Below are 24386 nucleotides of genomic sequence, written 5' to 3'. Positions count from 1 at the left end.
TGGCAACACCCTACCGGAAAGGTCAGGTGTTGCACTCAGTTTTTGCCGCCGCCCAGGTAATACCGGGGTGAACAGGCCGAACAAGGCAAAGAAGGCAAGCGCCAAAAGGCCTTTGGCAACCTCGACTGCCAACAGTGTTTTCTTTTTTTCGGCGTTATCTGCCAACCAGCCACCCAATGGGGAAAATACAACGCTTGGCAAGTAACGAAAAAAATAGGCGATGCCTATCAACAGCAGATCAGCATCGGTGAGGGACACAATGGCCACGGCAAACGCGGCTTCGAAAGCAAACTCACCACATTTGGAAAATCCATAGCCAAACGCCAGCGATCGCGTTCCGTAGTTAAGATTCAGCGCGTGCATACCTTATGTTTTCCTCAGCCAGCGGTATAGATCAACTCGTGCTCGGTGATGTCTCGCCCAGGCACATCAAGCCGCTCGAAAACCAGCTTCCTGAGAATGTCCTGCTCACTTGCTGGCATCAGGTAGAACATGATGTTGCTGTACCAGAGCCAACCGAGCCGCGTCAGCCGATAGAACCGTGAGTCCTCAAGCACCAGGCCTGCCTGTATCAATTCATCAAGCCGCCGCATCAGCGCTTCGGGCATGCGGCCCAGTTCAACCAGGCGTTTGTCGACTGAACCGTGATACGCCAGGCGAACTACCAGCGGCTTAACCACATCCAGCATCGGGTCATGCCTGCTCACTTGGCACAAGTGCTCCCCTTGCGCCATGCCTCGGGTGTATTTTTCGCGAGATGAAATATTGGTAATGACATGCTCCGCCACCGACGAGATAGCCCCCACACCGAAGCCCAGCAGGTCATGATCGGCATAGCCGTAGACATGCTCGTGATAGATGAAGGAGTAATCTTCGGCAAACAGCGCACTGCCAGCCCTGGGCCTGCGCACATAGCCGTGACCGTTGTAGGGAATATAGCCATATTGGCGCAGGTGCTCATCGAGCATGAACTTCATATTGAGCTTGCGCATGGCTGGCATTACGTCTGCAAAGCGGGATTTGATCTGCCTGTGCAATTTGACGGATGTTGCAGCGTTGTTGATGGGATAGATGTCGATATTGCTGACTCCTATCGCCACTGCCTTGTCAATGTCGGCAAGCGTCTGCTGCTCGTTACTGCCGTTCATGCCATAAAGGATGTCACAAAGCACATGCTCAAATTGGCTATTCAACAGCTCGGCCGTGCGTTCGATTTTGCCTATGTCCGGGTCAAGGTTGAACAGCTGTCGCCATTCGCGATCCGTCGTTTGCAAGCCAAATCGCGCATGGGTCACACCAATGGCAGCCAGTGCACGAGCGCGCTCCTCGGTGACACTTGTAACACTGAACTCGAATGAAAACTCCTGCACATCGCACATATCAAAATGACGATGCAGCACCTCGCCAATATCGTGGATGTTTCGCGGCGACAGCAGTGACGGTGTCCCACCGCCAAAAAATATGGCCCTGACCGGGACCGCCCTAAAGTCCATTGCTTGCGCCTTGTACTCGATTTCGCTAATCAGTGCCTGTGTATAGCGGTCTATGTCACTGGCACTCTTGTACAGACCCCGGGTAAACGGGCAGAACGAACAAATGGCCTCACAAAAAGGGATGTGAAAGTACAAGGCGCCTGAACGCGAAGCCTGATTGGCTGCGGACATCATCTCAGCGAATTGATACGGGGCCGGCTGGTAGACATTGCATGCTTGCGTCGGAAAGAAAAAATTGTACAGCGGAAACTGATAATCAAACTTCAACACCCCTCTATCGAGCAACTGCATGTTCCCCTCCCAGCCGGTCAGCTACTGCACTGCCGCGCAGCAAGGTTCTTTTGTTGACCTGTACGTCCGCACCAAAAAACCCCAAAATCCGATCATTGATCAAATCATTATTTTTTCCACACGTGTATACATCGATACTGATGTATTCGCGTTCAGGATAAGTATGGTAAGAGAGGTGAGACTCCGATAACAGAAAAAAATCCCGGTGACACCCTCGCCCCCTGAGGAAAATTTGTGAATCATATCGCTTATGATGTTAAACCCTGACGCCTGCAACGCGGTCAGAAAAAAGCGATGCAATTTTCTATCATTGCTCAGCAACTTTGCACTAGCACCCGTGATATCCCAAATGGTGTGGTAGCCACGATCATCCATAAAGCGTGCTCCTGCTCAAGGAAAATAAAGGGGTGGCACAAAGCCGCCCCCTTGCTCACCACATGCACACACCTTTGGTGGTGACACCGGTCACATCGGTCTTGAACAGCTCGATTGCAGATTTCATGTGTGAACTCCTTTCAGGTTTTTGGAATTACCCTTGCATCGCTTGGGCAACTAAAACCTAAGGCTAATCCAGTATCACACTCAACATCCAAGTTGTAACAGCGCCACAGCCTGTGAGTGGCTCGAACCAAGACCCAGGAACATTCCTACAAATACACTTCATGGAGGCGGGACATTGCCGAATGGGCAACCCTGCGAAACAGAGCACTTCAGTACATCGCTTCAAAATTACGACTGGCATACCGCACAGATCGCAACGACACCGGCTTTAAACACATTGCTTATAAGTAACGAGTTGTTGCAGCGCCTCAGAAGCCGCCATTTGCCGCTGCATCTGCGCCTGCTGCAAAGGCAGCAGTGCGGCGCTAACCCTCTGCTACACTGACAAGGCTGAATGGAGGATCCTGCCATGTCCGAAAGAGAGCTCACCACCCTCCTGTCGCTGATGAACCAGCGCCAGGCCTGCCTGAGCAGTGCCTGCAAGGAGATAGCCGACTGGATCGACCGGCAGGGCGACGTGCCCGCCGCCGGCAAGATCCGCGCAAGCCTCAAGGCTCTGGAGGCTGATGAGGCCCAGGTCCGCAAGACCCTGACCTCGCTGACCCTGGACAGACCGCTGCCCAGGTTTCGCAGCTGATTGAACCGGGGGCTGCCTGGCAGCCCATCGCGACACAAGGCCGCTCCCACAGGGGATACGCGTTCTCCTGTGGGAGCGGCCTTGTGTCGCGATGGGGCGCAAAGCGCCCCCAAAGGGTTCAGCCTGATCAGTGCTTCATGTGCATGTGATCATGCCCACCGCCCGCCTCGGCGTTTAGCGCACGCACTTCGGCCTGCACGTCCAGGGTTTCCTTGGCCCCCTTGGCATCTTCGATGGTCAGGGTCAGCGGCACTTTCTCGCCTTCCTTCACCTGGTTGTTCAGGCCCATCAGCATCACATGCAGGCTGTTCGGGTCGAGGGTCACCGCCTTGCCGGCCGGCAACTCGACCGCCTTGACCTCACGCATGCCCATCACATCACCGTTCATGGTCATCTCGTGCACCTGCACAGTCTTGGCCACAGGAGAAGCCACACCCACCAGCTTGCTGTCGCTGCTGGCGGTCAGGGTCATGAAGGCACCGGTGGACTGCTGGTGCGGCACGGTCGCACGCACCCAGGCGTCACTTACGGTGGTCTGGGCCAGGGCCGGCAGCGCCAGGCCCATCAGGACCAGGGCAGCCAGGCCGTGCTTGATCGGTTGCATCGACATTCAGCAGATCTCCATCAGAGTGACCAGGTCTTCGGCGCATTCCTGGGCGGTCAGGGAATGGCCCAGGCTCAGGCGCAGGGTGCCACGCGTATCGTAGACGTAGCTGGTGGACGAGTGAGAGACGGTATAGGTATCACCGGCCGGGACTTTCTCGTAGAACACCTTGAATTCCTTGGCCACCGCGGCGATTTCCTCGGGGGTGCCGGTCAGCGCGGTGAACGACGGGTCGAACGCCTTCACGTAGGCATCGAGCACTTCGGGGGTGTCACGTTCCGGGTCCAAGGTAATCAACACCACCTGGAACAGGTCGCGATCGCGGCCGCGCAGCAGCTTGCGGATTTGCGCCGCGCGCGCCAGGGTGGTCGGGCACACGGCCGGGCACTGGGTGAAGCCGAAGAAGATCATCGGCATGCTGCCGTAGAAACTCGACAGGGTGCGCACATTGCCTTGGGTGTCCTTGAGGCTGAACTTGCGCCCAAGGATTTCGTTGCTCATGTTCTTGCCGTACTTGAACTCGAGCCCCCGGGCCGGGCTGCAGCCTGCGAGCAGGCCAAGCCCGAGAACGCCCATCCCGGCGACAACTGCGCGCCGGGTATATAGATCATTCATGAAACCATCCTTTACAGGGAAGGTGCCGGCCCTCGGGACGGGCCGGTCGAAAAACCGGGGCATTCTGGCACGACACCCCGAGGGGTTCTACCCGACGAAGGCAAGGATCGGCTGCAGCCCTTTGAATACGGGCTGCGGCCTGTTGTCGCAGGGGTTGAAACAGTAACACTTTGTTGCTAAGGGAGTGTGTTCAACGCGATCCCTGTAGGAGCGCGTCATCCTCAGTAGTAGGCGTTCTCTTTCTGACTGTGGTCAGTCACGTCACGCACGCCCTTGAGTTCGGGAATACGCTCGAGCAGGGTGCGCTCGATGCCTTCCTTCAGGGTCACGTCGGCCTGGCCACAGCCTTGGCAACCACCACCGAACTGCAGCACGGCAATACCGTCGTCGACCACATCCACCAGGCTCACCTGGCCGCCGTGGCTGGCCAGGCCGGGGTTGATCTCGGTCTGCAGGTAATAGTTGATGCGCTCGTTGATCGGGCTGTCTTCGTTGACCATCGGCACCTTGGCATTCGGCGCCTTGATGGTCAGCTGGCCACCCATGCGGTCGGTGGCATAGTCGACCAGTGCGTCTTCCAGGAACGGCACGCTGACCGCGTCCAGGTAAGCGGTGAAGCTCTTCAGACCCACGGCGGTGTCGTCAGGCTTCTCTTCTCCCGGCTTGCAGTAGGCGATGCAGGTTTCGGCGTACTGGGTGCCCGGCTGGGTGATGAAAATGCGAATGCCGATGCCAGGCGTGTTCTGCTTGGAGAGCAGATCGGCCAGGTAGTCATGGGCGGCGTCGGTAATGGTTATAGCGCTCATGTAGGTTCCTCACAGACTTGCGGCCAAGTGTACGCCAACCCGGCCTTCGAACAAAGTCCTAGTATTTGACTCGGGAAAGCGCATATTCAGGGGCCCGCCCCCGTGGCGCCGCCAGCCAGGCCTGCATGCGCCGGTACAGGCCGCGCTCCAGCCACTGGTAGCTGAACCACGACATTAGTCCAATGGACGGCACGCACAGGGCGAACACCAGGTACGGGTTCAACTGCAGGCGCTGGCTGGCGAACCAGCCGGCGTACAGCACCAGCACATGGACCAGGTACACCGAATACGAACAGTCGCCCAGCGCCTTGAGCAGCCGGTTGCCGCGGAACACCGGCTCCAGGGCGACGAAGGCCAGCACGATCATTGCGCTCGGCACGCCCCAGTGCAGCAAGCGCCGGGAAGCGTCCAGGTGGTAGATGGCAAGGCCTGCCACCGCCAGCAACGCCAACGGCATCCAGCGGCCCTGGTGAATCAGCCCGCGACGGTGCAGCACGCCCAGGCCGATGCCTAGCAGGAATTCGTAGATGATGTCGTTGCTGTAGAAGCGGCTGAGCACGCCCAGCCCGCCCAGTATCTCGCTGGCCAGCAGCAGCGCGGCGGTGACCAGCAGCTGGTGATGACGCTGGCGCACCAGAAAGGCCAGGCCGAACAGCAGGTAGAAGAACATCTCGAAGTTCAGCGTCCAGCCCACGTTCAGGGTCGGGTACAAGCCATAGCCACCGGGGTTTTCCGCCGGGATGAACAGCAGCGACAGCAGCAGGTGGTGCCAGGTGAATGCCTGGTGCGGCATCCATTGGCTGAAGGCCAACAGCAGGGTTGCCATCAGCGCCGTGTAGAACCAGTAGGCCGGAACGATACGCAGCGCCCGGTTGAGCAGGAACTGGCGGGGCTCGATGGCCTTGTCGCGGGTCGACAGGTAGATGACCAGCCCGCTTATGACGAAGAAGATGTCGACGCCTGCGGCGCCGCGGTCGGTGAGCAGTTGGCCGATGGGGCCGGAGGCTTGGAAGTCGAAGAAGATCTGCATGAAATGGTGGCAGACCACCACCCAGGCGGCGAACGCCCGCAGTGCCTGAAGCGAATACAGCATGGAGAACCCTGCAATTGCCGGTGCATTGAGGCCCAGGCTCGAATGCAGGGGCGAGCGCTACGCGCTCGTTCGCGGGTGAACCCGCTCCCACAGGGTTAGCGCTGACCTCGAGAGCGGTGCCATACCTGTGGGAGCGGGTTTACCCGCGAAGGGCTGCAAAGCAGCCCCCTTGCAATCGATCAGGACCACCCAGCAAGTCCGACCGCAGGGTAATCGGAAAGGTCAGCCCAACCGATCAGAGGTTTTCGTAGCGGTTCATGTCCAGCACGCCCGCCTCGACCGGTTCGGTCTCCTTGATGAAGCTGTTCAGGTCATGGAAGTAGCGCCAGAACTCTGGGTGGCTGCGACGCACACCCCAGCGCATGACGATGCGCTCGAACCTGGCCGGGTCATCTTTCGCATACTCCATGTCCTCGACGAACTCGGGCACATCCTTGGTCGGGATGTTGAAGATGAAGTTGGGGTAGCTGCTGAGCACGCCCGGGTACAGGGTCAAGGTATCCAGCCCCGGCTGGTAGCGGTACGCCTCGCCCAGCAGGAACGCCACGTTGCTGTGCGCGCGGTTGCGCAGCAGGCTGTACACCTGGCGCTGGCCGCCCTGCCCTTCGATGCGCAGCATGGTTGCCTCGGGCAGCTGGTTGATCACCTTCAACCCGGCAGCCGGGCGCGACACCAGGCGGCTGAGCGACTGCTCGGCATTGCGGAACTCTTCGCTGACCTGCGGCCGTGAACAGAACGCGCCCTGGCAGCGGTTGATGGGGTCGGGCGCGGCATTCAGGCTGCCGGTACGCTGCAGAAGCTTCAGGCCGAAGTCGCGCTTGGGGTTGCGCGGGTCGAGCTGGATGCCGCTCGGGGTGTCGGTGTCGATTTCTTCATAATCCATCCACATCTTTACCTTGCCGCTGTTCTGGTACCAGTCGCCGAGGATCGCCTTGCGCTGGTCGGCCGGCATCAGGCGCAGGAAGTTGACCTCGGCGCCGTTGCGGATAAGGTCGAAGTACAGGCGCGTCTGCAACTGGTGCGAGACGTTGCCGAACACATCGAAGTTGACCGCCAGCTGGTAATAGGTGCGCTCGAACAATGGGTAGTCGAACAGCCACACGGTCAGCGGCACATCACCGATCAGGCCCTTGGTCACCGAGGCGCTGTCGAAGTGGCGGAAAATGCTCAGCAACGCGTTGTCGTTACCGGCCCATAGCGTCGCCCAGCCCGGGGCCGGCATGTCGGCATAGGCTTCGCGGCGCAGTTTTTCGTACTCGTTGCGCTTGTCACGGTAGGCGTGCCACAGGCTCAGCACGCTGCCCACGTCATCGATCTGCCCAGGCATGGCCAGCAGCGGCGTGGCCTCCCCACGGTACTTGGCATCGGTGATGTAGCGGTCGTGGGCCGGCTCCTGGAACAACGCCCAGAAGTTGTCGCGGATCACGTCGGTGGCAATCTGCCCACGGCATACCGGGCCGCGGATGAAGGTGCGCACGAAGTATTCGGCGTTATCCAGCATGAACTGGTAGCGCGCCACTGCCGGGATCGCTTCGAAGGTTTCGAACGGGTTGGCCCGGTGGCGCGGGCCATAGCCTGGCAGTGCGGCGGCATGCCAGTCGCCGGCATAGAACAGTTGCTTGACCCGCTTGAGCTTCTGCGGCCCCATCGGGTAGGTGATGTGCGTCTTGTGCACGATCACGCCCTGCACCGGGATCAACCGGTAGTAGAAATCGGTGCCCGGCGGGTCATTGGGGCGGCGCGTGGCGATCAGGTCGACCGGCTGACCGCTCGGTGTACGCGAACGTACCCATTGGAAGAAGTGGCCCTGCTCGCCACCGACGAAGTAGATGTGCGCCAGGAACAGATGCTCGTACAGCCAGCGGCCGACCAGCGCCTCGGTGGAACCCGGGCGGTTGAGCAGCTCTTCCCAGTCGGCAATCTGCTTGGCTTCGGCCGCGCTTGGCTTGATCGGCTGGTACTCGACCGGCGCACCGGCGGCCAGCCAGCGGCGCATGGTGTCGTATTCCTTGTCGGTCAGGCCGGTTACCGCCAGTGGCATGCCTTCCTTGGGGTGGGCGCCGGCATAGGCATCGAACTCTTGCGGCAACGGGCACATGTTGTTGCGATTCAGGCCCAGGACGATTTCCTCGGGCAGCTTGGCATTGGGCGTGAGCGGGGTCTTGTGCCCCAGCTCGAGCATGCGCGCCATCAGCGCGGCCTGGCTGCCCTGGTTGTCGAGCACCGAGTAAAAGCCCTTCTTGCGCCACTCGCCCTCGCTGTGGGCGTCGTAGAACAGCCGCGTGGTGGGCACTGCCTTGCTGCGCTCGCCCTGATACACCGGCACCTTGGTGGCGCCGCGCACCGCGCCTTCGGGGCTTTCCAGCTTCAGCTGGCAGGCTGCGTCGTTGCAGGCGTGGCAGGCCACGCATTTCTCGGTGAAGATCGGTTGAATGTCCCGGGTGTAGGAAATAGCCGGGCTCGACTGGGGGGCTTGCCCGAACGCCACACTGCAGATGAGCAGGGCGAAAACGCCGGCAAGAATACGATGCACCATGTGCGGAAAGTCCTGGGTATTGAAAGCCATCACGATTTGTTGCCTGGTCGTCCTTGGGTGCCCTGCTTTGCCGACGCCCACCCAACATGAGCCATTTTCATGCAAATGGGCGATGCGCCTAAAAACCGCGCAGCTTTGTTATGATTCTGCACCTTCTGAAATTCGCCCGACCAGGTAGTTCCTATGTCCGACCGCAGCGCTCGTCTCCAAGCACTCCAGAACGCACTCAAGGAGCGCATCCTGATCCTCGACGGCGGCATGGGTACTATGATCCAAAGCTACCGGCTCGAGGAACACGACTATCGTGGCACGCGTTTCGCCGATTGGCCAAGCGATGTCAAAGGTAACAACGACCTGTTGCTGCTCAGCCGCCCGGATGTGATCGCCGCCATCGAAAAGGCCTACCTGGATGCCGGCGCCGATATCCTCGAAACCAACACCTTCAACGCCACGCAGATTTCCCAGGCCGACTACGGCATGGAATCGCTGGTCTACGAGCTGAACGTCGAGGGCGCGCGCATCGCCCGCCAGGTGGCCGATGCCAAGACCCTGGAAACCCCGCACAAGCCGCGCTTCGTCGCTGGCGTGCTCGGCCCTACCAGCCGCACCTGCTCGATTTCCCCGGACGTCAACGACCCAGGCTACCGCAACGTCACTTTCGATGAGCTGGTAACGAACTACATCGAGGCCACCCGCGGCCTGATCGAGGGCGGCGCCGACCTGCTGCTGATCGAGACCATCTTCGACACCCTCAACGCCAAGGCGGCGATCTTCGCCGTGCAGCAGGTGTTCGAGGAAGACGGCATCGAACTGCCGATCATGATCTCCGGCACCATCACCGACGCCTCGGGCCGTACCCTGTCGGGCCAGACTACCGAAGCGTTCTGGAACTCGGTACGCCACGCCAAGCCGATTTCCGTGGGCCTGAACTGCGCCCTCGGCGCCAAGGACCTGCGCCCGTACCTGGAAGAGCTGGCGACCAAGGCCGACACCCATGTCTCGGCCCACCCCAACGCCGGCCTGCCAAACGCCTTTGGTGAATACGACGAAACCCCGGCCGAAATGGCCGTGGTGGTCGAGGAATTCGCCGCCAGCGGCTTCCTCAACATCATCGGCGGCTGCTGCGGCACCACGCCGGGCCACATCCAGGCCATTGCCGAGGCCGTCGCCAAGTACAAGCCGCGCGAGATTCCGGAAATCGCCAAGGCCTGCCGCCTGTCGGGCCTGGAGCCGTTCACCATCGATCGCCAGTCGCTGTTCGTCAACGTCGGCGAGCGCACCAACATCACGGGCTCTGCCAAGTTCGCCCGGCTGATCCGTGAAGAGAACTACACCGAAGCCCTGGAAGTCGCCCTGCAACAGGTCGAGGCCGGCGCCCAGGTGATCGACATCAACATGGACGAAGGGATGCTCGATTCCCAGGCTGCCATGGTCCGCTTCCTCAACCTGATCGCCGGCGAGCCGGACATCTCGCGCGTGCCGATCATGATCGACTCGTCCAAGTGGGAAGTGATCGAAGCGGGCCTCAAGTGCATTCAGGGCAAGGGCATCGTCAACTCCATTTCCATGAAGGAAGGCGTCGAGCAGTTCAAGCACCACGCCCGCCTGTGCAAGCGTTATGGCGCTGCCGTGGTGGTGATGGCCTTTGACGAGGTCGGCCAGGCCGACACGGCCGCGCGCAAGAAAGAGATCTGCCAACGCAGTTACGACATCCTGGTCAATGAAGTGGGCTTCCCGCCGGAAGACATCATCTTCGACCCGAACATTTTCGCCGTCGCCACCGGCATCGAAGAGCACAACAACTACGCCGTCGATTTCATCGAGGCCTGCGCCTACATCCGCGACCACCTGCCGCACGCCCTGAGCTCGGGCGGTGTGTCCAACGTGTCGTTCTCGTTCCGTGGCAACAACCCGGTGCGGGAAGCCATCCACTCGGTGTTCCTGTACCACGCGATCCAGAACGGCCTGACCATGGGTATCGTCAACGCCGGCCAGCTGGAGATCTACGACGAGATCCCGCCTGCACTGCGTGAAAAGGTCGAGGACGTGGTGCTCAACCGCACCCCGCATGGCACCGACGCACTGCTGGCCATTGCCGACGACTACAAGGGCGGCGGCGCAACCAGGGAAGTGGAAAACGAAGAGTGGCGCTCGCTGCCGGTGGAAAAACGCCTGGAGCACGCGCTGGTCAAGGGCATTACCGCGTTCATCGTCGAAGACACCGAGGAATGCCGCCAGCAGTGCGCCCGCCCGATCGAAGTGATCGAAGGCCCGCTGATGAATGGCATGAACGTGGTCGGCGACCTGTTCGGCGCGGGCAAGATGTTCCTGCCCCAGGTGGTCAAGTCGGCCCGCGTGATGAAACAGGCGGTAGCGCACCTGATTCCGTTCATCGAAGCCGAGAAAGGCGACAAGCCGGAAGCCAAGGGCAAGATCCTGATGGCCACAGTAAAAGGCGACGTGCACGACATCGGCAAGAACATCGTCGGCGTGGTGCTGGGCTGCAACGGCTACGACATCGTCGACCTCGGCGTGATGGTGCCGGCCGAGAAGATCCTGCAAACCGCCCGCGACGAGAAGTGCGACATCATCGGCCTGTCCGGCCTGATCACGCCGTCGCTGGACGAGATGGTCCACGTGGCCCGCGAAATGCAGCGCCAGGGCTTCCAGTTGCCGCTGATGATCGGCGGCGCCACCACCTCCAAGGCGCACACCGCAGTCAAGATCGAGCCCAAGTACAGCAACGACGCCGTGGTCTATGTCACCGACGCCTCGCGCGCGGTAGGTGTTGCCACCCAGTTGCTGTCCAAGGAGCTGAAAGCCGGCTTCGTCGAGAAGACCCGCCAGGAATACGAAGAAGTACGCGAGCGCACCGCCAACCGCAGTGCCCGCACCGAGCGCCTGAGCTACGCCCAGGCTATCGCCGCCAAGCCGCAGTACGACTGGGCTGGCTACCAGCCAGCGGTGCCCTCCTTCACCGGCGTCAAGGTGCTGGAAGACATCGACCTGCGCACGCTGGCCGAGTACATCGACTGGACCCCGTTCTTCATCTCCTGGGACCTGGCCGGCAAGTTCCCGCGCATCCTCACCGACGAAGTGGTCGGCGAAGCGGCGACGGCGCTTTACAAAGATGCCCGCGAGATGCTCGACAAACTGATCGACGAAAAACTCATCAGCGCCCGCGCAGTGTTCGGCTTCTGGCCGGCCAACCAGGTAGCCGATGACGATATCGAAGTGTACGGCGAGGACGGCCAGGCCCTGGCTACCCTGCACCACCTGCGCCAGCAGACCATCAAGCCGGACGGCAAGCCCAACTGGTCGCTGGCCGACTTCGTCGCGCCGAAGGCCAGTGGCGTTACCGACTACGTGGGCGGTTTCATCACTACCGCCGGCATCGGTGCCGAGGAAGTGGCCAAGGCCTACCAGGACAAGGGCGACGACTACAGTTCGATCATGGTCAAGGCCCTGGCCGACCGCCTGGCCGAGGCCTGTGCCGAATGGCTGCACGAGCAGGTGCGTAAAGAGCACTGGGGTTATGCCCGCGACGAACACCTCGACAACGAGGCGCTGATCAAGGAGCAGTACCGCGGTATTCGCCCGGCCCCCGGCTACCCGGCCTGCCCGGACCACACCGAGAAGGAAACCCTGTTCCGCCTGCTTGATGGCACTGCCATCGGTGAGACCGGGCCGAGCGGCGTGTTCCTCACCGACCACTTTGCGATGTTCCCGGCGGCGGCGGTCAGCGGCTGGTACTTTGCCCACCCGCAGGCGCAGTACTTTGCGGTGGGCAAGGTCGACAAGGACCAGATCGAGCGCTACAGCGCGCGCAAGGGCCAGGATGTGAGCGTCAGCGAGCGCTGGTTGGCGCCTAACCTGGGTTACGACAGCTAAGACCCTTGGGGCCGCTTTGCGGCCCATCGCGACACAAGGCCGCTCCTACAGGAGAATGCAATCCTTTGTAGGAGCGGCCTTGTGTCGCAATGGGCTGCACAGCAGCCCCAATAGCCACCTACACTGTCCCTGATTGCCTCTGATTTCCTCAGGAGCCACCATGGACGATTCCAGCCAGGGCAAGCCCCCTACCTTCTGGCAGATGCTGCACAGCATCCTCGCTGCCGCCTTCGGCGTGCAAAGCGGCAAGAACCGCGCCCGCGACTTCACCCACGGCAAGGCCAGCCATTTCATTGCGCTGGGGACGCTGTTCACCCTGGTGTTCATTGCCATACTGATCGGCCTGGTGCAATTGGCCCTGCACCTTGCGCGCTAGCAAAAACGCCTGCGGGACTCCCTCCCGCAGGCGCTCTGGCTGCATCACGGTCTTGAATACAAGTCTACTGGTGGCTGACCCAATACACGGCAGTGACCACCACCAGAACGATCAGGCAGAGGATCGCCCAGGCATCGACGCTGCTGTCAGCTTTGCGGACCTTTGTTGAGTTTCCCATTGCATTGCCTCTTGTAGTGGTTATGGGAATGCACTTCACCACCAGCAGTTAAGACGAGCAATGCCCTTCCCTCAAGCAGGGTCTTTCAATAATTGATCGGTGATGTCAGAAATGGGTACTTATAGTCGGGCGGCCGCCCTTCGGCACTGTAATGCTGGAAATCGATACCGTAGTCGGGCCGTTCCAGTAGTTTCAGCCAACGGGTTGCCTTGGCCTGGTCAATCGACTGCAACACCGGGATGCGATGCTCGCGCAGGCCGTCGCGGTTCACCGCCAGCCCCTGGGCATCATCGTGCAGCATCACCATGGCCCAGCCGCCGAGGGTAAAATGCCCGCCCATCAGCACGCTAAGACGCCCGTCGATACGTGCACGCAGGGCCTCGGCCGAGCTGTTGATGGCGCTGAACAGCACATCGCGCCCCGGCTTTCGCCCTGCCTCTTCGAACGCCTGCATGGCACCAAAGGCCATTTCGTCGTTGGCCGACCATACCAGGCGGGTGGCCGGGTAGCGCTCCACCAGTTGCTGCGCCTGCTCGTAGGCGCGCTGGCGGCTCCAACCACCATATACCACCTGGCGCAGACGCACCTGGGGGAAGTCGGCCAGGGCGCGGCGCATGCCCTCCTCGCGCAGCTGCGAGGCCGGGGTGGTCTTGACCCCGGCAAACGCCAGCAGGTCCACCGGCCCACTGTCGCGGGGCAATTGCGCGACCATCTGGTGCAACATCTCAAAACCCGCTTGCTCGTCGTTGGCCGTCAAGGTGCCCAGCAGCTCGGCATACTTGCCCGGCTGGGCCTCGATGCTACGGGCCTGGCTGGCAGTCAGGCCGTTGTTGACCAGGAACAGTTTGACGCCGGTGCCACGCGACAGCCGGATGATCTCCGGCGCCACGTACCGCTCATTGACCAGGACCAGGTAATCCGGCCGCTGCGGTCCGCCCAGAATCGCCCTGGCCTGGGTCAGCGCCAGGTCGGCGCGGCGTTCGCTGTACTCCACGCGCAGGGTCATGCCCAGCTCATCCGCGGCGGCCTGCATGAAGCGGGTATAACTGGTCCAGAACGTCTCGGTGGACAGCCCCGGGTTGAGGAAAACCACCGAAGCCGGTTGCGCACTTGCCGCCAGCGGCAAGGCAAGACACAAGCTTTGGCACAACGCCTTGAGCATGGGCTGACATCCCTGCGAAGCAAACGCCGGATTATAAACGCCAAGCCACGCCCAGCGCACAAATGGCAGTCAGTCTCACATAGTCCATTTGGTTCTTTTCATATGCAAAAACATCACTTTAGCGCATAAACGCAACCTGCTATCGTTCCCCGGCTCCGAAGCGGAGTGCGCGGCCGTGCGCGCGAATAGCTGCATGCCTGAGACAGGACTTTTATGTACGTATACGACGAGTACGATCAGCGGATCATCGAGGACCGCGTCAAGCAGTTCCGTGATCAGACCCGCCGCTATCTGGCCGGTGAGCTGAGCGAAGAAGAATTCCGCCCTCTGCGCCTGCAGAACGGCCTTTACATCCAACGTTTCGCGCCGATGCTGCGCGTCGCCGTGCCGTACGGCCAGCTGAACGCCACCCAGGTCCGCACCCTGGCCAGGATCGCCCGCGACTACGACAAGGGCTACGCCCACATCTCCACCCGCCAGAACGTGCAGTTCAACTGGCCGGCCCTGGAGGACATCCCGGACATCCTCGCCGAACTGGCCACCGTGCAGATGCACGCGATCCAGACCAGCGGCAACTGCCTGCGCAACACCACCACCGACCAGTTCGCCGGTGTGGCCGCAGACGAAATCGTCGATCCGCGCCCGTGGTGCGAAATCGTCCGTCAGTGGACCACCTTCCACCCGGAATTCGCCTACCTGCCGCGCAAGTTCAAGATTGCCATCAACGGCTCGCAGGAAGACCGCGCCGCCATCGAAGTGCACGACATCGGCCTGGAGCCGGTGCGCAATGCCGCTGGCGAGCTGGGCTTCCGTGTGCTGGTCGGTGGCGGCCTGGGCCGTACCCCGGTGGTGGGCTCGTTCATCAACGAGTTCCTGCCGTGGCAGGACCTGATCAGCTACCTTGACGCCATCCTGCGCGTGTACAACCGTTACGGTCGCCGTGACAACAAGTACAAGGCGCGGATCAAGATCCTGGTCAAGGCCCTTACCCCGGAAGTGTTCGCCGAGAAGGTCGAGGCCGAAATGGTCCACCTGCGCGGCGGCAGCACCACCCTGACCGAAGCCGAAGTGCAGCGTGTATCGCGCCACTTCGTCGACCCGGCCTACCTGGCCCTGGACAACGTCGACTACGCCGCGCAGGACGCCGAGTACCCAGGCTTCGCCCGCTGGCGCTCGCGCAACACCCGCGCCCACAAGCGCCCTGGCTACGTGGCCGTGACCCTGTCGCTGAAGCCCACCGGCGTTGCCCCGGGCGATGTGACCGACAAGCAGCTCGACGCCGTGGCCGACCTGGCAGAGCGCTACAGCTTCGGTTTCCTGCGCACGTCGCACGAGCAGAACATCATTCTTGCCGACGTCGAGCAGCGCCAGCTGCATGCCCTGTGGCTGGAGCTGCGCGAAAACGGCTTCGCTACCCCGAACATCGGCCTGCTGACCGACATCATCTGCTGCCCGGGCGGTGACTACTGCTCGCTGGCCAACGCCAAGTCGATCCCGATTGCCGAATCCATCCAGCGCCGCTTCGATGACCTGGACTACCTGTTCGACATCGGCGAGATCGACCTGAACATCTCCGGCTGCATGAACGCCTGCGGCCACCACCACGTGGGCCACATCGGCATCCTCGGCGTGGACAAGAAGGGCGAGGAGTTCTACCAGGTGTCGCTGGGCGGCAATGCCGCGCGTGGCGCGAGCCTTGGCAAGATTCTCGGCCCGTCCTTCGCCCAGGATGACATGGCCGATGTGATCGAGAAGCTGATCGCCGTGTACGTCGAGCAACGTACCGAGGAAGAGCGTTTCATCGACACCTACCAGCGTATCGGCATCGACCCCTTCAAGGAACGCGTCTATGCAGCGAATCATTAAGAACAACCAGATCGTCGACGAAACCTGGCATCTGCTGCCCAAGGAAACGTCCTTTGACGAGCTGACCAACTGCGACGACTACATCGTCCCGCTGCAGATGTGGCGCGACCATGCCCATGCGCTCAAAGCCCGTGACGGTGGGCTGGGCATATGGCTGGACAGTGACGAAGAAGCCGAAGAAATCGGCGAAGACGTGCAGCACTTCCAGGTCATCGCACTGAACTTTCCGGCGTTCACCGACGGGCGCAACTACTCCAATGCGCGCCTGCTGCGTGACCGCTACAAGTTCAAGGGCGAACTGCGCGCCATCGGCGACGTGCTGCGCGACCAACTGTTCTTCATGGCCCGTTGCGGCTTTGACGCGTTCGCCATCCGCGCCGACAAGGACCCGGAAGACGCGCTGCAAAGCCTGAAGGACTTCTCGGTGACCTACCAGGCCGCCACCGACGAGCCGCTGCCGCTGTTCCGCCGCCGCTGATCGTCACCTTGCAATGCCAGACGGCCCGCCTATATGGCGGGCCGTTTCGTTTTCCTGTACCGGCCTCTTCGCGGGTGAACCCGCTCCCACAGGTACTGCACCGTTCTTGAGTGCGGCGCGGTCCCTGTGGGAGCGGGTTCACCCGCGAAGAGGCCGGTACAGGTTTACCCTGCATTCCCCCAGCAACAGTCACGGCACAGCGACCTATTCTTGCCTCCCAGTCAAATGACCTTGGCCCCGCCCCACCTTAATCAATCCCCCTCAAAGCCGCACACTGCTCCCCACACGAAGAGCGATCGAACCCGAGCGACCAACCTCGATTCGGCTCACCCCCTCACTCACCAGGAGCAGATCCATGAGCGTTCCATCCTTCGGCCTCGGCACCTTTCGCCTAACCGGCCAAGCCGTCATCGATTCGGTCAAGTCGGCCCTGGAACTTGGCTACCGCGTCATCGACACCGCGCAGATCTACAAGAACGAAGCCGACGTCGGCCAGGCCATCGCCGAAAGCGGCGTCAAGCGCGGCGAGCTGTTCATCACCACCAAGATCTGGGTCGAAAACTACGCCGCCGACAAGCTGGTCCCCAGCCTGCGCGACAGCCTGCAAAAACTGGGCACCGACTACGTCGACCTGCTGCTGATCCACTGGCCGGCCCCAGGCAACGGCGTTGCGCTGCCCGAGTACATGGCCGCCCTGGCCGAAGCCAAGAAGCTGGGCCTGGCCCGCCAGATCGGTGTGTCCAACTTCAACATCGAACTGACCCGCCAGGCCATCGAAGTGGTCGGCGAAGGCGAGATCGCCACCAACCAGATCGAACTCAGCCCCTACCTGCAGAACGGCAAGCTGACCGCGTTCCTCAAGGAGCAAGGCATCACCGTCACCTCGTACATGACCCTGGCCTACGGCAAGGTGCTGAAAGACCCGGTACTGGCCGACATCGCCGCCAAGCACAAGGCCACCGTGGCCCAGGTTGCCCTGGCCTGGGCCCTGCAGCTGGGCTACGCGGTGATCCCGTCGTCGACCAAGCGGGAAAACCTGGCCAGCAACCTGCTCGCACGTGACCTGATGCTGGACGCTGACGACATGGCACGCATCGCCAAGCTCGAGCGCAACGGCCGTGAAGTCAGCCCTGACGGCCTGGCGCCAATCTGGGATTGATGCCATGACCACGCCCCTCGAACGCCTGACCGCTGGCGGCTTCAGCATCGGCCTGGAAGCGCCGCTGGACCACGACTGGACCCCCGCCGGCGACCAGGCGCGGCGCCGTGACGGCCGCCAGTTCGGCGAGCCGGACCTGGCCCGCCACGCAGAACTGGCACAACTGGCCGATCGCCTGGGCTACCGCGCCCTGTGGGTCCGCGATGTGCCGCTGTACGATCCGTCGTTCGGCGATGCCGCCCAGGTGTTCGAGGTGTTTGCCTACCTCGGCTACCTGGCCGGGGTAACCCGCGACATCCTGCTTGGCACGGCCGCCGTGGTGCTGCCGATTCGCGAACCGCTGCTGACCCTGAAATCGGCCAACAGCGTGCAGTGCCTCAGTGGTAACCGCCTGCTGCTGGGCGTGGCCAGTGGTGACCGGCCGGTGGAGTACCAGCCGACACAGCCTGATAGAGCCCCCTTGCCCCATCTCCGGCGGTCTTCATTGTTCCACGCACTGCAATTATGATGTGCCAGGCACACCCATTCTCTATTCGGCCAGCGGCTACTACTCTCCTACCAGCCAATCGAACTGAGGAGTATCGCGATGTCCCGCCCACCCCTGCCGCCCTTCACCCGCGAAAGCGCCATCGAAAAGGTCCGCCTGGCCGAGGATGGCTGGAACAGCCGCGACCCGGCCAAGGTCGCGCTTGCCTATACCATCGACACCGTGTGGCGCAACCGCGCCGAGTTCCCGCGCGGTCGTGCCGAGGTCGAGGCGTTCCTGACGCGTAAATGGAACCATGAACTGGAGTACCGCCTGATCAAGGAGCTTTGGGCCTTCACCGGCAACCGCATTGCCGTGCGCTATGCCTACGAGTACCACGACGACAGTGGCCAGTGGTACCGCGCCTATGGCAATGAGAACTGGGAGTTTGCCGAGGACGGGTTGATGCAGAACCGCCATTCGAGCATCAACGAGCACCCTATCAGTGAAGCCGAGCGCAAGTTCCACTGGCCGCTGGGCCGGCGCCCGGATGATCACCCCGGGCTCAGCGAACTGGGGCTCTGATCAGCCCTGCGGCAGCATGATCCTGACTTCCAGCCCGCCACCCGGGCGGTTGCCCAGGGACATGCTGCCCCCCTGCTCCAGCACGATGGCACGTGCTGCGGGCAGGCCCAGCCCCACGCCACCGGTATTGCGGTTGCGTGAACCTTCGATACGGTAGAACGGCGCGAATACCTGCTCGTGCAGCTCCGGCGCGATGCCCGGCCCGCGATCCTGCACGGTAATCTCGATCTGCCTGGCGTTTACCGCCAACACCACCGTGGGCTCGCAGCCGTATTTCGCTGCATTGTCGATCAAGTTGACCAGCACCCGCTTGATACCCACCGGCCGCCCCGTATACACACAGCGACGCGGCCCGCTGAGGCCGACCTCGACCCCCGCGTCCTTGAAGTCGTCCACAACGGTCAGCAGCAGCTCGCCCAGATCGAATACGGTCGTCTGTTCCAGCCGCGCGTCATCACGGAAGAACCCCAACGCCGCATCGACCATCGCCTGCATCTCGTCGACGTCCTTGAACAACTTGGCCTGTAGCTGGGCATCGTCGATGAACTCGGCGCGCAAGCGCATGCGCGTCAGCGGTGCACGCAGGTCATGGGAGATGGCCGCGAGCATCTGGGTGCGGTCGTTGAGAAAATGCTTGAGCTGCGCCTGGGTGGCATTGAACGCAAGAATGGTCTGACGCAGGTCGTGCGGGCCAACCACCGGAATGGGCGGGGCGTTGAAGTCCTTGCCAAAACGCCGCGCACCTTCGGCAAAGCGCTCCAGCGGCTTGGCCAGGTAGCGGGTGGCCAGCAGCGCGACGACAAGGCTGGAAACCAGCATCAGCCCGAGGATGATCAGGTTGCGCGGCAGTTCGTCCAGGCCCCAGCTACGGTTGGTGGCACGGAACAGCACCCAGGACTTGTCGGTCAGCTCGATCATCAGCGCATAACCACGCTCAGGTGCGTACTCCGGCATGTCGGACGGTGCGAAGGCCTCGACCCTGGCATCCGGGCGCTTGAGCAATGCGCGCAGGATAGGCGTGCCCTCGCTGAACTCGGCATCGACCAGCACGGGTACGCCCGCTTCGTCATGGCGGCGCAGCCAGCGCACGGAGTATGAGCCGTCGCCCGCCGCACTGGCGATGTTGGCGCGCTGCGCCATGGGCGCGACGTCGAGGATGCGAGTGACCGCTGCAACCTTCTCGATCACCCCGCTCTCCAGCAGCGGTGGCTGCGCCCAGACACTCAGCAACAGGCTGAACAGCCCCTTGAGCAGCAACAGGAACAGCATCGCCGTCAGGGTGGTCAGCGCGATCCAGCGGGCAATGGTGATCCTGGGCCGTGGCAGGGCCTGGCGAACCCAGGCGAGCAGCTTCATCGCTTCGCGACCGTGGGCGTGAACAGGTAACCGGCGTTGCGCAGGGTACGGATCAAGGGCTCGTTGCCGTTGTCGGTTTCAAGCTTGCGGCGCAGCCGGCTGACCTGGACGTCGATACTGCGATCATAGGCGTCGTAGGCATCGCCACGGGCCATGTCCAGCAACTGCTGGCGGCTGAGCACCCGCCGCGGATGTTCGGCGAACACCAGCAGCAGCTCGAACTCACCGTTGGACAAGGGGATCATGACGTTGTCCGGCGAACGCAGCTCGCGCCGCACCACATCCAGCCGCCAGCCGGCAAACTCCAGGGTCGCGCAGGCATGGCCCGCCGCGTTCCCGGCCGCTTCGCCGGCACGGCGCAGCACTGCCCTCACCCGGGCCAGCAGTTCACGGGCGGCGAACGGTTTCGTCAGGTAGTCGTCTGCCCCCAGCTCCAGGCCAACCACCCGGTCACTCAACTCGCCCATGGCGGTGAGCATGATCACTGCCACCTTGTGCTCGGCCAGCAGGCGCTGGCACAACACCAGGCCACTGTCGCCAGGCAGCATCACATCCAGGATGACCAGGTCCGGCACCCGCCGCTCGACGGCCTGCCACAGCGCCTTGCCATCCCTGGCCACATCAACCTCGTAGCCATGTTGGCAGAGAAACTTCTGCAGCAGGTCGAGCACCTCGACATCATCGTCGACTATCAGCAAATGGCTCACAAAAAAGCACCGCAAAACAAGGTTATCAGGCCGTACTTTAAGGCCATCTCCACGTAGCCGTCATATATTTCAACCCGGAAACAAAGTGTCGACGCTGAGACAATCCGGACATTACCAGGCAAAGAAAACTGCGCAGCATCGCTGGCAGTTCTTGCCAGGAATGTATCTATGTCCCGTTCATCATCCGCCTCCCGCTCAGCGCGCTCAGCCGCGCTGGCCTTGTCGCTGCTTGCGGCGGGAGGCTGCAGCCAACGTGCACCGGCCACGGCGGCCTGCGGCAATGTCGCCTATCAGGTCAGTGACCCGGCGGAGCCCGCCAACCGCGCCGTATTCGCCTTCAACCGCACGGTCGACGACTATCTGCTGGCCCCCGTCGCACGGGGCTACACCGCGCTGCCCGGTTTTGCCCGGCAGGGCATGCACAACTTTGCCAGCAACTTCGGTGAGCCGAAGGTGTTCGTCAACGACCTGCTGCAGGGCAACGGCGAACGGGCGATGACCAGCCTCTCCCGCTTCATCTTCAACACCACCCTGGGTGTGGCAGGGCTGGTCGACGTGTCTGGCAAGATGGGGCTGAGCCAGCATCGCTCGGACTTTGGCCAGACTTTCGGGGTGTGGAACATCGCCTCTGGCCCCATCGTCGAGCTGCCGCTGCTGGGCACCCACAACCTGCGCGATGCCACCGGCACGCTGCTGGGCCTGGCACTGGACCCGTTTGGCGGCAACAGCGATACCGTCGAAACCATGGGCAACGTAGCCACGGCCGGCGGCATCGTCGATGCACGGGCCGAAGCACTGCCACTGACCGACCTGCTGCGCACCTGGCCTGACTACTACGTTGCGATGCGTGACTACACCGCGCAGCGGCGCAGCAACCGGGTGGCAGAAGGCAAGGCCGGCGAGCCGGGCACCTGGCCATTGGATTGCGCAGGGGGTGCCCATGAAGAATGATGCCCAAGGCGCCATGCTGCTGTTCAGGCGCCTGGAAGGCGCTGCCCGGCAACCGCTGTTGCTGCATGAACTGGAGGCCCGGGTTTCGGCCGATGGCCGGAGCCTGGTGCTGAGCCGCTATCGCGAACGCTTTACCGCCGAGGGCAAGCCCTACCGACACGAGGCTCACCGCAGCGTACCGATTGCAGCATTGCTGCGCTGGGTGGCGCGGCACGAACGATGAATTCGAGGGCAGCCAAGTGTCAGCAGGGACCCTGTGGGAGCGGCTTTAGCCGCGAACACCGGCGCAGCCGGTGCCATGCACCGCGCTGGATTCTTCGCGGGTGAACCCGCTCCCACAGGGTACGCGGACCGCCTGCGAATTCAGGGCGTCAGGCCCGGGATGTCCGAAACGCGACAGTGGCTGCCTGTTCGGCGTGAGACAGGCAAACCGGGCACTGGCTACCCTTCTTCGGCAAATGCCTTGTTCCCTTTCGCCAGAAGAAGATCGCCCATGACGACCTCCACCGCCTCCATGGCCGCCACCACACCTGCCGACCAACCCCAGGGCTTTCTGGTCCGCATCGTCGGCGCTGCGGCATTCGCCCACCTGCTCAACGACCTGATCCAGGCCGTGCTGCCGTCCATCTACCCAATGCTCAAGAGCGATTTCGCACTCAGCTTTGCCCAGATCGGCTGGATCGCCCTCATCTACCAGGTGACCGCGTCCTTGCTGCAACCCTGGGTCGGCCTGTACACCGACAAGCGCCCGCAGCCCTACCTGCTGCCGGCCGGTATGCTGGTGACGCTGGTGGGCATCGCCCTGCTCGCCTTCGCCAGTAGCTATGAAATGCTGCTGGTGGCCGCCGCGGTGGTCGGCGTGGGCTCGGCGACCTTCCACCCCGAAGCCTCGCGACTGGCCAGGATGGCCTCCGGTGGGCGCTTTGGCACCGCGCAATCGACCTTCCAGGTCGGTGGCAACACTGGCTCGGCCCTCGGCCCGCTGTTGACCGCTGCCATCGTCATTCCGCACGGCCAGCCGGCCATCGCCTGGTTCATGCTGGCGGCCGCGCTGGCGGTATTCGTGCTGCTGCGGGTGACCGGCTGGACCGTGCGTCACGGCCAGACCCGGCTCAAGACCTTCGCCGGCCAGCAGGCCCCCGGCCTGTCGCGTGGCGCCATGTGGCGCGCCGTGGCGGTCATCGCCGTGCTGATGTTCGCCAAGTTCGTCTACATCGCCTCGTTCACCAACTATTTCACCTTCTACCTGATCGAGCATTTCGGCCTGAGCGTGCAGCACAGCCAGCTGTACCTGTTCGTGTTCCTCGCGGCCGTGGCCCTGGGCACCTTCGCTGGTGGCCCGGTGGGTGACCGTATCGGGCGCAAGGCGGTGATCTGGGTCTCGTTCCTCGGCGTGGCGCCCTTCGCCCTCGCCCTGCCCTACGCCAACCTGGCCTGGACGGCGGTACTGGCGGTGGCCATCGGCCTGGTGATGTCCTCGGCCTTCGCCGCCCTGGTGGTGTATGCCCAGGAGGCCGTGCCGGGCCGGGTCGGCATGGTGTCGGGGGTGATGTTCGGGTTGATGTTCGGTATCAGCGGCATCGGCGCCGCCGGGCTTGGCGAACTGGCCGACCGGCATGGCATCGAGTGGGTGTACCAGATCATCTCGTTCCTGCCGCTGCTGGGGCTGGCCACCGCGCTGCTGCCAGCAACCCGCTCGCAAGCCCGCCCCAGCCGCTGCTGTTAAAGTGGGCGTGCCAGGCTGCCCGTACAAGAGGTCGAAATGCTGAAGCCGCAGCACGAATTGCTGGTGGAGGTGGATGAGTGGAGCTGGGAGGTGGGCAGCCGTGCGACGGACTACCCGACCGACTGGTTCATCGAGCCCCACAGCCATGCCAAGCATCAACTGATCTATGCCACCAAAGGCCTGATGATCGTCGAGTCCGGTAACGAACGCTGGACCGTGCCTCCCAGCCGCGGCGTATGGATGCCTTGCGGCCAGGTGCACGCGATACGCTGCGTGGGCGAGGTGAAGATGCGCAGTGTGTTCGTGCGCGCCGACGCGGCAGTGCAGTTGCCCCTGCAGAGCAAGGCGATCAGCATCTCGCCGTTGCTCAGCGAACTGATCAAGGCCTCCGTAGGCTTTACCGCGCCGTTTGCCGAAGACTCGCGTGAAGCCCGGGTGATGCGCCTGATCCTCGACGAGATCTGCGTGCTGCCGACCTTGCCGCTGAAGCTGTCGCAGCCCGGCGACAAGCGCCTGCAGGCGATCTGCTCCGCGCTGCACGAGCGGCCTGACGATAACGCCACCGTGGCCGACTGGGGCCAGCAGCTGGGAGTGGACGAAAAGACCATCCAGCGCCTGTTCCGCAAGGAAACCGGCATGACCTTCGGCCAGTGGCGCCAGCAGGCGCGGTTGATGCAGGCACTGGAGCTGATCGCCCTGGGCGAGCGGATCATCGATGTGGCGGGGACGCTGGGGTATGACAGCCCCAGTGCCTTTGCCAGCATGTTCAAGCGCCAGTTCGGTATCACGCCGAGTCAGTTCTTCAAATAGCCTGTAGGAAACATATGAGATCGCCCCGCGTCGCCTGATCTCGCACAGCAACCCTGTCAAGCCGTGTACAGTACCCTCACAACAAAGCCCCCAGAAGGA

Annotated in this window: 22 protein-coding genes and 2 pseudogenes; 12 read left to right on the top strand and 12 right to left on the bottom strand. The window is 62.4% G+C overall.

Going from position 1 to position 24386, the window contains the following annotated elements; translation table 11 throughout:
* The 4 genes and pseudogenes from MJ643_RS17140 to MJ643_RS17130 all read right to left on the bottom strand — a co-directional run.
* Positions 1 to 363 (bottom strand): annotated as a pseudogene (locus MJ643_RS17140) (hypothetical protein); the annotation flags it as partial.
* A gap of 14 nt (positions 364 to 377) precedes the next feature.
* The gene (locus tag MJ643_RS17135; protein ID WP_196184976.1) at positions 378 to 1784 is read right to left on the bottom strand and encodes a radical SAM protein; all 1407 of its coding nucleotides are present in this window, start codon (positions 1782 to 1784) and stop codon (positions 378 to 380) included.
* On the bottom strand, positions 1768 to 1920 hold the full coding sequence (locus MJ643_RS31510) for a hypothetical protein (RefSeq protein WP_332108778.1): 153 nt from the start codon (positions 1918 to 1920) through the stop codon (positions 1768 to 1770). The genes MJ643_RS17135 and MJ643_RS31510 overlap by 17 nt, the downstream gene beginning before the upstream one ends.
* Positions 1884 to 2159: an S-adenosylmethionine decarboxylase gene (locus tag MJ643_RS17130; RefSeq protein ID WP_269475992.1), complete on the bottom strand. Its 276-nt coding sequence runs from the start codon at positions 2157 to 2159 to the stop codon at positions 1884 to 1886. Before MJ643_RS17130 ends, MJ643_RS31510 begins: the two co-directional genes overlap by 37 nt.
* Before the next feature lie 535 nt (positions 2160 to 2694).
* Here MJ643_RS17130 and MJ643_RS17125 point away from each other — a divergent pair.
* Positions 2695 to 2922, top strand: coding sequence for a hypothetical protein (locus MJ643_RS17125; RefSeq protein WP_003250422.1), 228 nt, complete (start codon positions 2695 to 2697; stop codon positions 2920 to 2922).
* A 127-nt stretch (positions 2923 to 3049) separates the two neighbouring features.
* On the opposite strand, the gene MJ643_RS17120 is transcribed toward MJ643_RS17125, so the two are convergent.
* The 5 genes from MJ643_RS17120 to MJ643_RS17100 form a co-directional block, all read right to left on the bottom strand.
* Complete coding sequence (locus MJ643_RS17120) at positions 3050 to 3532, bottom strand: copper chaperone PCu(A)C (protein WP_013971950.1); 483 nt, start codon at positions 3530 to 3532, stop codon at positions 3050 to 3052.
* Complete coding sequence (locus MJ643_RS17115; protein ID WP_024086651.1) at positions 3533 to 4141, bottom strand: SCO family protein; 609 nt, start codon at positions 4139 to 4141, stop codon at positions 3533 to 3535.
* Positions 4142 to 4362: 221 nt separating this feature from the next.
* Positions 4363 to 4947, bottom strand: a complete 585-nt coding sequence (nfuA, locus tag MJ643_RS17110) for a Fe-S biogenesis protein NfuA (protein WP_003250416.1) — start codon at positions 4945 to 4947, stop codon at positions 4363 to 4365.
* A 58-nt stretch (positions 4948 to 5005) separates the two neighbouring features.
* A complete protein-coding gene (locus tag MJ643_RS17105) occupies positions 5006 to 6040 on the bottom strand; it encodes an acyltransferase (protein WP_023661227.1) in 1035 nt (344 codons plus the stop codon).
* Positions 6041 to 6275: 235 nt separating this feature from the next.
* A complete protein-coding gene (locus MJ643_RS17100) occupies positions 6276 to 8576 on the bottom strand; it encodes a fatty acid cis/trans isomerase (protein ID WP_031324515.1) in 2301 nt (766 codons plus the stop codon).
* A gap of 183 nt (positions 8577 to 8759) precedes the next feature.
* Here MJ643_RS17100 and metH point away from each other — a divergent pair, with 183 nt between their 5' ends.
* A complete protein-coding gene (gene metH, locus MJ643_RS17095) occupies positions 8760 to 12467 on the top strand; it encodes a methionine synthase (protein ID WP_013971946.1) in 3708 nt (1235 codons plus the stop codon).
* A 160-nt stretch (positions 12468 to 12627) separates the two neighbouring features.
* Positions 12628 to 12843 carry a DUF2970 domain-containing protein gene (locus MJ643_RS17090; protein WP_024086649.1) on the top strand — a complete coding sequence of 72 codons (216 nt, stop codon included), beginning with the start codon at positions 12628 to 12630 and terminating at the stop codon, positions 12841 to 12843.
* A 263-nt stretch (positions 12844 to 13106) separates the two neighbouring features.
* Here the strand turns inward: MJ643_RS17090 and MJ643_RS17085 are convergent, their stop codons facing one another.
* A complete protein-coding gene (locus MJ643_RS17085; protein WP_024086648.1) occupies positions 13107 to 14183 on the bottom strand; it encodes an ABC transporter substrate-binding protein in 1077 nt (358 codons plus the stop codon).
* A gap of 213 nt (positions 14184 to 14396) precedes the next feature.
* On the opposite strand from MJ643_RS17085, the gene MJ643_RS17080 reads away from it, so the two are divergent.
* From MJ643_RS17080 to MJ643_RS17060, 5 genes and pseudogenes are all read left to right on the top strand, one after another.
* Positions 14397 to 16049 (top strand): nitrite/sulfite reductase, encoded by a 1653-nt coding sequence (locus tag MJ643_RS17080; protein WP_013971944.1) that lies wholly within the window; start codon positions 14397 to 14399, stop codon positions 16047 to 16049.
* Entirely contained in the window at positions 16033 to 16527 is a 495-nt protein-coding gene (locus tag MJ643_RS17075) for a DUF934 domain-containing protein (RefSeq protein WP_013971943.1), read from the top strand. The genes MJ643_RS17080 and MJ643_RS17075 overlap by 17 nt, the downstream gene beginning before the upstream one ends.
* Positions 16528 to 16882: 355 nt before the next feature.
* Positions 16883 to 17686 (top strand): 2,5-didehydrogluconate reductase DkgB, encoded by an 804-nt coding sequence (dkgB, locus tag MJ643_RS17070; protein ID WP_196184770.1) that lies wholly within the window; start codon positions 16883 to 16885, stop codon positions 17684 to 17686.
* A gap of 4 nt (positions 17687 to 17690) precedes the next feature.
* Positions 17691 to 18119: pseudogene (locus MJ643_RS17065) on the top strand (LLM class flavin-dependent oxidoreductase); the annotation flags it as partial.
* A 153-nt stretch (positions 18120 to 18272) separates the two neighbouring features.
* Positions 18273 to 18737: a nuclear transport factor 2 family protein gene (locus tag MJ643_RS17060; RefSeq protein WP_013971940.1), complete on the top strand. Its 465-nt coding sequence runs from the start codon at positions 18273 to 18275 to the stop codon at positions 18735 to 18737.
* Here MJ643_RS17060 and MJ643_RS17055 read toward each other — a convergent pair whose 3' ends face one another.
* Both MJ643_RS17055 and MJ643_RS17050 read right to left on the bottom strand, forming a co-directional pair.
* Entirely contained in the window at positions 18738 to 20093 is a 1356-nt protein-coding gene (locus tag MJ643_RS17055; protein ID WP_023663402.1) for an ATP-binding protein, read from the bottom strand.
* Positions 20090 to 20800, bottom strand: a complete 711-nt coding sequence (locus MJ643_RS17050; protein WP_013971938.1) for a response regulator — start codon at positions 20798 to 20800, stop codon at positions 20090 to 20092. Before MJ643_RS17050 ends, MJ643_RS17055 begins: the two co-directional genes overlap by 4 nt.
* A gap of 168 nt (positions 20801 to 20968) precedes the next feature.
* Between MJ643_RS17050 and MJ643_RS17045 the strand changes: the two genes are divergently transcribed.
* The 4 genes from MJ643_RS17045 to MJ643_RS17030 all read left to right on the top strand — a co-directional run bounded on the left by MJ643_RS17045 (position 20969) and on the right by MJ643_RS17030 (position 24287).
* Positions 20969 to 21751 (top strand): VacJ family lipoprotein, encoded by a 783-nt coding sequence (locus tag MJ643_RS17045; RefSeq protein ID WP_038409243.1) that lies wholly within the window; start codon positions 20969 to 20971, stop codon positions 21749 to 21751.
* Positions 21741 to 21974: a hypothetical protein gene (locus MJ643_RS17040; RefSeq protein ID WP_013971936.1), complete on the top strand. Its 234-nt coding sequence runs from the start codon at positions 21741 to 21743 to the stop codon at positions 21972 to 21974. The genes MJ643_RS17045 and MJ643_RS17040 overlap by 11 nt, the downstream gene beginning before the upstream one ends.
* 270 nt (positions 21975 to 22244) lie before the next feature.
* Positions 22245 to 23477 (top strand): MFS transporter, encoded by a 1233-nt coding sequence (locus tag MJ643_RS17035; protein WP_038409241.1) that lies wholly within the window; start codon positions 22245 to 22247, stop codon positions 23475 to 23477.
* A gap of 36 nt (positions 23478 to 23513) precedes the next feature.
* Positions 23514 to 24287: a helix-turn-helix transcriptional regulator gene (locus MJ643_RS17030; RefSeq protein WP_023662542.1), complete on the top strand. Its 774-nt coding sequence runs from the start codon at positions 23514 to 23516 to the stop codon at positions 24285 to 24287.
* Positions 24288 to 24386 lie beyond the last annotated feature (99 nt).

This window comes from Pseudomonas sp. PNPG3, assembly GCF_023093815.1.
GTDB classification, from domain to species: Bacteria; Pseudomonadota; Gammaproteobacteria; order Pseudomonadales; family Pseudomonadaceae; genus Aquipseudomonas; species Aquipseudomonas asiatica.
This window is presented reverse-complemented; position numbering and strand designations above follow the sequence as displayed.

Coding starts and splice junctions, on each gene's coding strand:
- MJ643_RS17130 (WP_269475992.1), bottom strand. CDS start 2,159: ATGGATGATCGTGGCTACCACACCATTTGGGATATCACGGGTGCTAGT.
- MJ643_RS17055 (WP_023663402.1), bottom strand. CDS start 20,093: ATGAAGCTGCTCGCCTGGGTTCGCCAGGCCCTGCCACGGCCCAGGATC.
- MJ643_RS17100 (WP_031324515.1), bottom strand. CDS start 8,576: ATGGTGCATCGTATTCTTGCCGGCGTTTTCGCCCTGCTCATCTGCAGT.
- dkgB (WP_196184770.1), top strand. CDS start 16,883: ATGAGCGTTCCATCCTTCGGCCTCGGCACCTTTCGCCTAACCGGCCAA.
- MJ643_RS17105 (WP_023661227.1), bottom strand. CDS start 6,040: ATGCTGTATTCGCTTCAGGCACTGCGGGCGTTCGCCGCCTGGGTGGTG.
- MJ643_RS17090 (WP_024086649.1), top strand. CDS start 12,628: ATGGACGATTCCAGCCAGGGCAAGCCCCCTACCTTCTGGCAGATGCTG.
- MJ643_RS17035 (WP_038409241.1), top strand. CDS start 22,245: ATGACGACCTCCACCGCCTCCATGGCCGCCACCACACCTGCCGACCAA.
- MJ643_RS17030 (WP_023662542.1), top strand. CDS start 23,514: ATGCTGAAGCCGCAGCACGAATTGCTGGTGGAGGTGGATGAGTGGAGC.
- metH (WP_013971946.1), top strand. CDS start 8,760: ATGTCCGACCGCAGCGCTCGTCTCCAAGCACTCCAGAACGCACTCAAG.
- MJ643_RS17120 (WP_013971950.1), bottom strand. CDS start 3,532: ATGTCGATGCAACCGATCAAGCACGGCCTGGCTGCCCTGGTCCTGATG.
- MJ643_RS17085 (WP_024086648.1), bottom strand. CDS start 14,183: ATGCTCAAGGCGTTGTGCCAAAGCTTGTGTCTTGCCTTGCCGCTGGCG.
- MJ643_RS17125 (WP_003250422.1), top strand. CDS start 2,695: ATGTCCGAAAGAGAGCTCACCACCCTCCTGTCGCTGATGAACCAGCGC.
- MJ643_RS17060 (WP_013971940.1), top strand. CDS start 18,273: ATGTCCCGCCCACCCCTGCCGCCCTTCACCCGCGAAAGCGCCATCGAA.
- MJ643_RS17080 (WP_013971944.1), top strand. CDS start 14,397: ATGTACGTATACGACGAGTACGATCAGCGGATCATCGAGGACCGCGTC.
- MJ643_RS17135 (WP_196184976.1), bottom strand. CDS start 1,784: ATGCAGTTGCTCGATAGAGGGGTGTTGAAGTTTGATTATCAGTTTCCG.
- MJ643_RS17115 (WP_024086651.1), bottom strand. CDS start 4,141: ATGAATGATCTATATACCCGGCGCGCAGTTGTCGCCGGGATGGGCGTT.
- nfuA (WP_003250416.1), bottom strand. CDS start 4,947: ATGAGCGCTATAACCATTACCGACGCCGCCCATGACTACCTGGCCGAT.
- MJ643_RS17040 (WP_013971936.1), top strand. CDS start 21,741: ATGAAGAATGATGCCCAAGGCGCCATGCTGCTGTTCAGGCGCCTGGAA.
- MJ643_RS17075 (WP_013971943.1), top strand. CDS start 16,033: ATGCAGCGAATCATTAAGAACAACCAGATCGTCGACGAAACCTGGCAT.
- MJ643_RS17045 (WP_038409243.1), top strand. CDS start 20,969: ATGTCCCGTTCATCATCCGCCTCCCGCTCAGCGCGCTCAGCCGCGCTG.